At 53.9% G+C, this 8,351-nt stretch carries 8 protein-coding genes; 7 read left to right on the top strand and 1 reads right to left on the bottom strand.

Annotation, left to right across the window (positions count from 1 at the left end; all coding sequences use genetic code 11):
* The first annotated feature begins 386 nt into the window (after positions 1-386).
* From csgB to ymdB, 5 genes are all read left to right on the top strand, one after another.
* Positions 387-842: a curli minor subunit CsgB gene (gene csgB, locus IM273_RS07120; RefSeq protein ID WP_028012679.1), complete on the top strand. Its 456-nt coding sequence runs from the start codon at positions 387-389 to the stop codon at positions 840-842.
* 41 nt (positions 843-883) lie between these two features.
* Complete coding sequence (gene csgA, locus IM273_RS07115; RefSeq protein ID WP_193050303.1) at positions 884-1,336, top strand: curli major subunit CsgA; 453 nt, start codon at positions 884-886, stop codon at positions 1,334-1,336.
* Between the two features lie 61 nt (positions 1,337-1,397).
* A complete protein-coding gene (gene csgC / locus IM273_RS07110; protein ID WP_041910536.1) occupies positions 1,398-1,730 on the top strand; it encodes a curli assembly chaperone CsgC in 333 nt (110 codons plus the stop codon).
* Between the two features lie 150 nt (positions 1,731-1,880).
* Positions 1,881-2,201 (top strand): type 1 fimbrial protein, encoded by a 321-nt coding sequence (locus IM273_RS07105; protein ID WP_028012682.1) that lies wholly within the window; start codon positions 1,881-1,883, stop codon positions 2,199-2,201.
* Between the two features lie 103 nt (positions 2,202-2,304).
* Positions 2,305-2,847 (top strand): O-acetyl-ADP-ribose deacetylase, encoded by a 543-nt coding sequence (gene ymdB / locus IM273_RS07100; protein WP_028012683.1) that lies wholly within the window; start codon positions 2,305-2,307, stop codon positions 2,845-2,847.
* A 35-nt stretch (positions 2,848-2,882) separates the two neighbouring features.
* Here the strand turns inward: ymdB and mdoC are convergent, their stop codons facing one another.
* Positions 2,883-4,022: a glucans biosynthesis protein MdoC gene (gene mdoC, locus IM273_RS07095; RefSeq protein ID WP_028012684.1), complete on the bottom strand. Its 1,140-nt coding sequence runs from the start codon at positions 4,020-4,022 to the stop codon at positions 2,883-2,885.
* Between the two features lie 254 nt (positions 4,023-4,276).
* Between mdoC and mdoG the strand changes: the two genes are divergently transcribed.
* Positions 4,277-5,830 carry a glucans biosynthesis protein MdoG gene (mdoG, locus tag IM273_RS07090; protein WP_193050301.1) on the top strand — a complete coding sequence of 518 codons (1,554 nt, stop codon included), beginning with the start codon at positions 4,277-4,279 and terminating at the stop codon, positions 5,828-5,830.
* Positions 5,823-8,351, top strand: a complete 2,529-nt coding sequence (mdoH, locus tag IM273_RS07085; protein WP_041910533.1) for a glucans biosynthesis glucosyltransferase MdoH — start codon at positions 5,823-5,825, stop codon at positions 8,349-8,351. The genes mdoG and mdoH overlap by 8 nt, the downstream gene beginning before the upstream one ends.

Genomic DNA, 8,351 nt, shown 5'->3' with positions numbered 1-8,351 from the left:
GGTATGAGTAACTGATACTTTCTAAGTCATGCCGTTCTGGTTTTTCTGGCTTAAGAAAACTCGCCTTGTGTCACGCCCTGAAGAAAATGTCATCCTGGCGTTACGCTTAAACAACGCGGGAAGGGGCATGGACGGCTTTCTCGCCGTTGTACGACATGTCGCGCATAAATATTTCATAAAAAATAAAAATGGCCTGTGTCATGCCTTTTATGGTGCAAATTACAACTTTGTGGTGACCTGAAAAATAAAAATAAGCCGCGCGGGTGAGATATTTAAAATGTTTCAGCGGACATACTCTTCACCGTAACGACGCGTTAACAAAAACGAGTCGTTTAATACGAAATACGATCAGGGTGTTTTCAGGTAGCCGGGTCCAGGGTGACAACATGAAAAACACATCGTTATTTTTGATGTTTACATTACTGGGTGCGCCTGGATTTGTAACCGCCGCGAATTCAGATTTAGCAAACGCTGAATATAATTTTGCGGTTAATGAATTAAGTTATTCATCATTAAATCAGGCAGCCATTATTGGTCAACAGGGCGTATTTAATGACGCTCAGCTTCGCCAGGAAGGATCGAAACTCTTGTCCGTCATTTCTCAGGATGGGGCAGGCAACAGAGCGAGAGTTGATCAATCAGGGACTTACAATATTGCCTGGATCGATCAGAGCGGTAACGGGAACGATGCAGGTATTACGCAGGATGGATATGGTAATAGTGCGAAAATTATCCAGAAAGGGTCGGGTAATAGAGCAAATATTACGCAGTACGGTACGCAGAAAACCGCAGTTGTAGTGCAGAAACAGTCGCAGATGGCAATTCGCGTTATTCAGCGCTAGCTATTTCGCGACGACGTTAATCAATCCGATGGGGGTTTACCATGAAATTTATCAAAGTGGCAGCACTTGCAGCAATCGTCGTTTCTGGTAGTGCTATGGCTGGTATCATTAATCAGGGCGGATGGGGTCATGGACACGGTCATGGCGGAAACAGTGGTCCAAATTCAACCCTGAATATTTATCAGAACGGTGGCGGTAACTCCGCGCTGGCGTTGCAGACAGATGCCAGAAATTCCGTTCTTAATATTAGCCAGACCGGTGGCGGTAACGGGGCTGATGTCGGTCAGGGTTCTGACGACAGCAAAATCAACCTGACCCAGAACGGCTTTGGCAACAGTGCGACACTCGATCAGTGGAACAGCAAAAAATCCGTTATGAATGTTAGCCAGTACGGCGGCCTTAACGGTGCGCTCGTAGACCAGACGGCGTCTAACTCCACCGTCAACGTTACCCAGATCGGCTTTGGTAACCACGCGACAGCGCATCAGTACTGATACTGAAATCTGTACTACAAAAAAACAGGGCCGATGCCCTGTTTTTTTTCGGGAGTTCCTCATGAATACCTTCATTCTCCTTGCCGCGCTTTCCGGCCAGATAACCTTTCAAACGTCACAGCAGGGAAATATGACGACCATTATTCCGCAGGTCATTTTGACGGAACCGTGTGATTGTCAGGTCCAGATCCTCTCTTTGAAGGAAGGGCAGAGTGGGCAAAGTGCTTCGCGACAGCAAAATACCCTTTTTATTCCCGCTAATCAGCCGATTGATTTAACGCGGTTGAGTTTAACTATTTCTGCGGAAGACACGATCAACATCGTTGTCACCGTCACGGATGGAAAAGCGCTTCATTTATCACAGCAGTGGTCGCCAGCCGGGGGTGCGCTGTAAATATTCATGAAATCAATGCATTGTGAATATTTGCCGTTGAACTAAGCTGTTATCAGGAACTGCGTTGTTAGGTTCCGTAACGTCAGCCTTCGTTTGCATAATGAAGCGCGTTTGCCCCTCATGGACGATTTTCATTGAGGAGTACATATCGTGACCCACTCGTTTGCACATCTTATTTCAGGTCTGGGCCTGCTTGTTTCGGCATTTATCGCTCCAGCTTATTCAGCCACGCTCGCGCAGGGCGGCGTTATTCACTTTCGCGGCGCAATCGTTGCTGACCCTTGCGAAGTTACCCAGCAGCAGCGGCAGCTGGCGGTGTCGTGTCCGGAAAAAAATCGTATGCAAACGCGTATGGTGAGTTACGGCGACGCGCTGGACGGCAAGGCGACGGCTTCCGGCCTGGCGACAGTGAATATGACGTACCTGAATCCTGAAAAAACGCTCGCGGTTGTTCAGATCCAGTACCGTTAATACCCGTGAGCGCCCGCCGGTGGGCGCGGTTTTATGCCTATCGTTTTTCTCAATAACCCCTCTGCGATACACTTATAAAAAAGGCGGGCAGCAGAGGGGCTTTATGAAACCGCAAATTGAAGTTATTCATGGCGATATTACGACAGTTCATGTCGACGTCATCGTCAATGCGGCCAATCCTTCCCTGATGGGGGGAGGAGGCGTAGACGGCGCTATTCACCGGGCTGCCGGACCGCAGTTACTGGAAGCCTGTAAAATCGTGCGTCAGCAACAGGGTGAATGCCCTCCGGGCCATGCGGTGATTACGCTGGCGGGCAACCTTCCTGCCAAAGCGGTGATTCATGCTGTCGGGCCCGTGTGGCACGGCGGAGACCAGCATGAAGCGAGCCTTCTGGAGGAGGCATACCGAAACTGTCTGCGGCTTGCCGCCGACAACGGCTATAAAACGATGGCGTTCCCGGCCATCAGCACCGGCGTGTATGGATATCCTAAGGCGGCAGCGGCGACCATCGCCGTCGAAACGGTTTACCGCTATTTGTCGCTTAAACCGCTGCCAGAGAAGGTGATTTTTGTCTGCTTCGATGAAGACACCACGCATCTTTATCAGCGGCTTTTGACTCAGCGCAGACAAGAGCTGGAGAGCTGAAGCGAAGGCGGCGCACCGTGAGTGCGCCGCACTGCTCAGGCGGCTTTCGGCTGAGGCTTTCCTGAAAACAGGAAGCGCAGAAGAGGGATCCGCAGATGGATCTCGTAGAGTACGACGGCAATCCCCACCACAAACACCAGCCCGGTAAAGAAGCCCAGCGTGTTGGATGCGATATGTGGCGTGATGTATGCCCCGAAGAACAGCGTCAACGGGTGGTGCACCAGATAGATAAACAGTGAGGCATTGACGAAGTAGGTCACGCGGCTGGACTTAAAATTCAGCAAACGGTGGCCGAGCGCGAACACCACGTTCACCATCCACAAGCCCAACAGCATGGTGATCACGCTTTCCGTTTCATACATCCAGGCGTCGCCGCTCCCGTAGCGCTGGTTCAGCAGGTAGGCCACGAAGGCAATGGCCGCACCCACCGCGCACCACGGTGACGGGGTGGTAAACAGCGCTTTAAGCCTCGGATGAATAAAGGCCAGCGCGCCAATTAAAAAGAACGGAATGTAGAACAGCGACTGCATCACCACAAAATTGAACAGGCCGTCGCTTAGTATCGGTGGATAGACAATAAACAGCGTGCGTCTCACCGCGGCATAGGCGATCCCCAACAGTAAGAAGAGCACCGACAGTTTGCCCAGCGTGACGTTAGCGAAGAAAGAGTCTGCTGTCGTGCTGAGATGACGGCGCAGGCGGCTGAAAATCACCAGACTGACCGTGGTCAGCACCACCAGAACCAGCAGGAACCAGAGGTGAGACACCAGCTCCCAGACCAGCGTGTTGTACTTTTCATACAGCGAGAGATTCGGCCAGTTTTCCGCCTTGCCTTTAACGTATTGCAGCATAATGAACTGCGGCAGCGTCAGGAGCGGTATGGCGGTTAACATGGGAATACCTACGCGCTCCACGCGCACTTTCCACCAGCGCTTAAGCGGATAGCGTAAAAAAAGCATGTACGAGAAATAGCCGGAGATGACAAAAAACACCTGCATGCGGAAGGCGTGAATAAAGTCATTAAACAGCGTCAGCCACCAGGAGGGCATCTGGCTATTAACATGCCACGTGTGGCTGGAGTAAATCAGTGAAATATGAAAGGGGATCCCCAATAGCATCAGCCATGCCCGGATCGAGTCGAGGAAATATTCCCGTTGTATCGGTGTTGTGCTCATATAACGTTGTGCATTCTCAGACTTTTCGCCTTATCCCTAAGGCTCATAATGGTTACATTCGACGCCAACCCTACACCAAGACCGACACACTGTCTCCAGGATAAGCACGCAAAGTGAATAACGGGTTCTTTCATTTGCTTAATCCATGAGCCAGCAGCTGAACAAAGCAGTGATTATGTTGTCGGATTGCCTGAGTTTCCATTAAAATGGATCGGATCGATATAAGCACACAAAGGGGGAAGTGCTTACTTATTATGAAACATAAACCACAGATGATGAAAATGCGTTGGTTGGGTGTTGCGGTGGTGTTATCACTGTATACCTCATCGGCACTGGCCTTTAACATCGACGATGTCGCAAAACAGGCAAAATCGATGGCAGGCAAGAGCTACGAAGCGCCGAAAAGTAACCTGCCCTCCGTTTTCCGCGACATGAAGTATGCGGACTATCAGCAGATCCAGTTCAACCACGATAAAGCGTACTGGAACAACGTTAAAACCCCGTTCAAGCTTGAATTTTATCATCAGGGTATGTACTTCGACACGCCTGTTGCCATCAATGAAGTGACGGCGACCGCGGTACGTAAGATCAAGTACAGCCCGGATTACTTCAATTTTGGCAATGTGCAGCACGACAAAGATACGGTGAAAGACCTGGGCTTCGCAGGCTTTAAGGTGCTTTACCCGATCAACAGCAAAGATAAAAACGACGAAATCGTTAGCATGCTTGGCGCCAGCTACTTCCGCGTGATTGGCGCGGGGCAGGTGTACGGGCTTTCTGCGCGCGGTCTGGCTATTGATACCGCGCTGCCATCAGGTGAAGAGTTCCCGCGTTTCCGCGAGTTCTGGATTGAGCGTCCAAAACCAACGGACAAACGTCTGACTATTTATGCGCTGCTGGATTCCCCACGCGCAACCGGTGCCTATCGCTTTGTGATTATGCCAGGTCGTGACACGGTCGTTGACGTGCAGTCTAAGGTTTACCTGCGTGACAAAGTGGGCAAACTGGGCGTCGCTCCGCTGACCAGTATGTTCCTGTTTGGGCCGAACCAGCCGTCACCGGCAACCAACTTCCGCCCGGAACTGCATGACTCCAACGGTCTGTCTATTCATGCTGGTAACGGTGAGTGGATCTGGCGTCCGCTGAATAACCCGAAACATCTGGCGGTCAGCAGCTTTGCGATGGAAAACCCGCAGGGCTTTGGCCTGCTGCAACGTGGTCGTCAGTTCTCTCGCTTTGAAGATCTCGACGACCGCTATGACCTGCGTCCAAGCGCCTGGGTTACGCCGAAAGGCGACTGGGGTAAAGGCAAGGTAGAGCTGGTTGAAATCCCAACCAACGACGAAACCAACGACAACATCGTCGCATACTGGACGCCGGAGCAGCTGCCGGAAGCCGGTAAAGAGATGAACTTCAAGTACACCATTACCTTCAGCCGCGACGAAGATAAACTGCATGCGCCGGATAACGCGTATGTGACGCAGACTCGCCGTTCTACGGGTGACGTGAAGCAGTCTAACCTGATCCGTCAGCCTGACGGTACGGTAGCGTTTGTCGTGGACTTCACCGGCCAGGATATGAAGAAACTGTCTCCTGATACTGCGGTGTCGGCCCAGGCCAGCATCGGTGACAACGGTGAAATCGTAGAGAACACCGTGCGTTACAACCCGGTAACCAAAGGCTGGCGTCTGACCCTGCGCGTGAAAGTGAAAGATCCGAAACAGACCACTGAAATGCGTGCTGCGCTGGTCAGTGAAGATCAGCCGCTGAGTGAAACCTGGAGCTACCAGCTACCTGCCAATGAATAATACATCTGAATATATTGATGCCATGCCGCTGACGGATATCGAAAAAGCGGCGCTGCCTAAGAGCGACATCCGCGCGGTTCATACCGCGCTGGATGGCGAACATCGTCAGTTTTCCCGTGATGATGATACGCCGCTGGGGTCAGTCAAGGCGCGTCTGGAGCAGGCCTGGCCGGACTCGCTGGCAGAAGGGCAGTTGATTAAAGACGACGAAGGACGCGATCAGCTTCAGGCGATGCCGAAAGCGACGCGTTCCTCAATGTTCCCCGATCCATGGCGCACCAACCCGGTTGGCCGCTTCTGGGATCGCCTGCGCGGGCGTGACGTCACGCCGCGCTATCTGTCGCGCCTGACGAAAGAAGAGCAGGCCTCCGAACAGAAATGGCGTACCGTGGGGACAATTCGCCGTTATATCCTGCTGCTTCTGACGCTGGCGCAGACGGTTGTCGCGACCTGGTATATGAAAACCATTCTGCCTTACCAGGGCTGGGCGTTTATCAACCCGACGGACATGATGGGCCAGGATCTCTGGGTCTCCTTCATGCAGCTGCTGCCGTATATCCTGCAGAGCGGCATTCTCCTGCTGTTCGCGGTTCTCTTCTGCTGGGTCTCTGCCGGTTTCTGGACCGCGCTGATGGGCTTCCTGCAGCTGCTGATGGGACGGGACAAGTACAGCATTTCGGCGTCAACGGTCGGGGATGAACCCCTCAATCCCGAGCACCGTACCGCGCTGATTATGCCTATCTGTAACGAAGACGTTGACCGCGTATTTGCGGGGCTGCGTGCAACCTGGGAGTCCGTAAAGGCAACCGGTAATGCGGCGCATTTCGACGTTTACATCCTGAGCGACAGTTACAACCCGGATATCTGCGTGGCAGAACAAAAAGCCTGGATGGAGCTGATTGCAGAAGTGCAGGGCGAAGGACAGATCTTCTACCGCCGCCGCCGCCGTCGCGTGAAGCGTAAAAGCGGCAACATCGATGACTTCTGCCGCCGCTGGGGTAACCAGTACAGCTACATGGTCGTGCTGGATGCTGACTCCGTCATGAGCGGTGACTGCCTGAGCGGTCTGGTGCGTCTGATGGAAGCCAACCCGAACGCGGGGATCATTCAGTCTTCGCCAAAAGCATCCGGCATGGACACCCTGTACGCGCGCTGCCAGCAGTTCGCCACCCGTGTTTACGGCCCGCTGTTTACCGCCGGTCTGCACTTCTGGCAGTTGGGTGAGTCGCACTACTGGGGCCACAACGCCATTATCCGCGTGAAGCCGTTCATCGAACACTGTGCGCTGGCGCCGCTGCCGGGCGAGGGTTCGTTTGCCGGTTCGATTCTGTCGCATGACTTCGTGGAAGCGGCGCTGATGCGTCGTGCTGGCTGGGGCGTCTGGATTGCCTACGACCTGCCGGGATCGTACGAAGAGCTGCCGCCGAACCTGCTGGACGAGCTCAAGCGCGACCGCCGCTGGTGTCACGGTAACCTGATGAACTTCCGCCTGTTCCTCGTAAAAGGGATGCACCCGGTTCACCGTGCGGTGTTCCTGACGGGCGTAATGTCTTATCTCTCCGCACCGCTGTGGTTTATGTTCCTCGCGCTCTCCACTGCGCTGCAGGTCGTCCATGCCCTGACGGAGCCGCAATACTTCCTGCAACCGCGCCAGCTGTTCCCGGTGTGGCCGCAGTGGCGTCCGGAGCTGGCGATTGCGCTGTTTGCTTCCACCATGGTGCTGCTGTTCCTGCCTAAGCTGCTCAGTATCATCCTGATCTGGTGCAAAGGCTCGAAAGAGTACGGCGGATTCTTCCGCGTCACCCTTTCGCTACTGCTGGAAGTGCTGTTCTCCGTGCTGCTGGCGCCGGTGCGTATGCTGTTCCACACCGTGTTTGTGGTCAGTGCCTTCCTGGGCTGGGAAGTGGTCTGGAACTCACCGCAGCGTGATGACGACTCCACGCCGTGGAGTGAAGCCTTCATGCGCCACGGCTCTCAGCTGCTGCTGGGCCTGGTGTGGGCGGCCGGAATGGCCTGGCTGGATCTGCGCTTCCTGTTCTGGCTGGCGCCGATTGTCTTCTCGCTGATCCTGTCGCCGTTTGTGTCCGTGATCTCCAGCCGTTCAACGGTAGGGCTGCGTACCAAACGCTGGAAACTGTTCCTTATCCCGGAAGAGTATTCCCCGCCGCAGGTGCTGGTGGATACCGATACCTATCTGGAGCAGAACCGTAACCGCACGCTGGACGATGGCTTTATGCACGCCGTGTTTAATCCGTCATTCAACGCTCTGGCGACGGCAATGGCCACCGCGCGCCACCGCGCAAGCCAGGTGCTGGAGATTGCCCGCGATCGTCACGTTGAGCAGGCGCTTAATGAGACTCCGGAAAAACTCAATCGCGACCGTCGTCTGGTGCTGCTGAGCGATCCGGTCACGATGGCAAGACTTCACTATCGCGTATGGTCCGCTCCGGAGAAGTACTCTTCGTGGGTGAACTACTACAAAGAGCTGAAGCTGAACCCGCTGGCGCTGAAGGCGAAGTAA

The organism is Enterobacter cloacae complex sp. P13B (assembly GCF_014895915.1).
GTDB classification, from domain to species: domain Bacteria; phylum Pseudomonadota; class Gammaproteobacteria; order Enterobacterales; family Enterobacteriaceae; genus Enterobacter; species Enterobacter bugandensis.
This window is presented reverse-complemented; position numbering and strand designations above follow the sequence as displayed.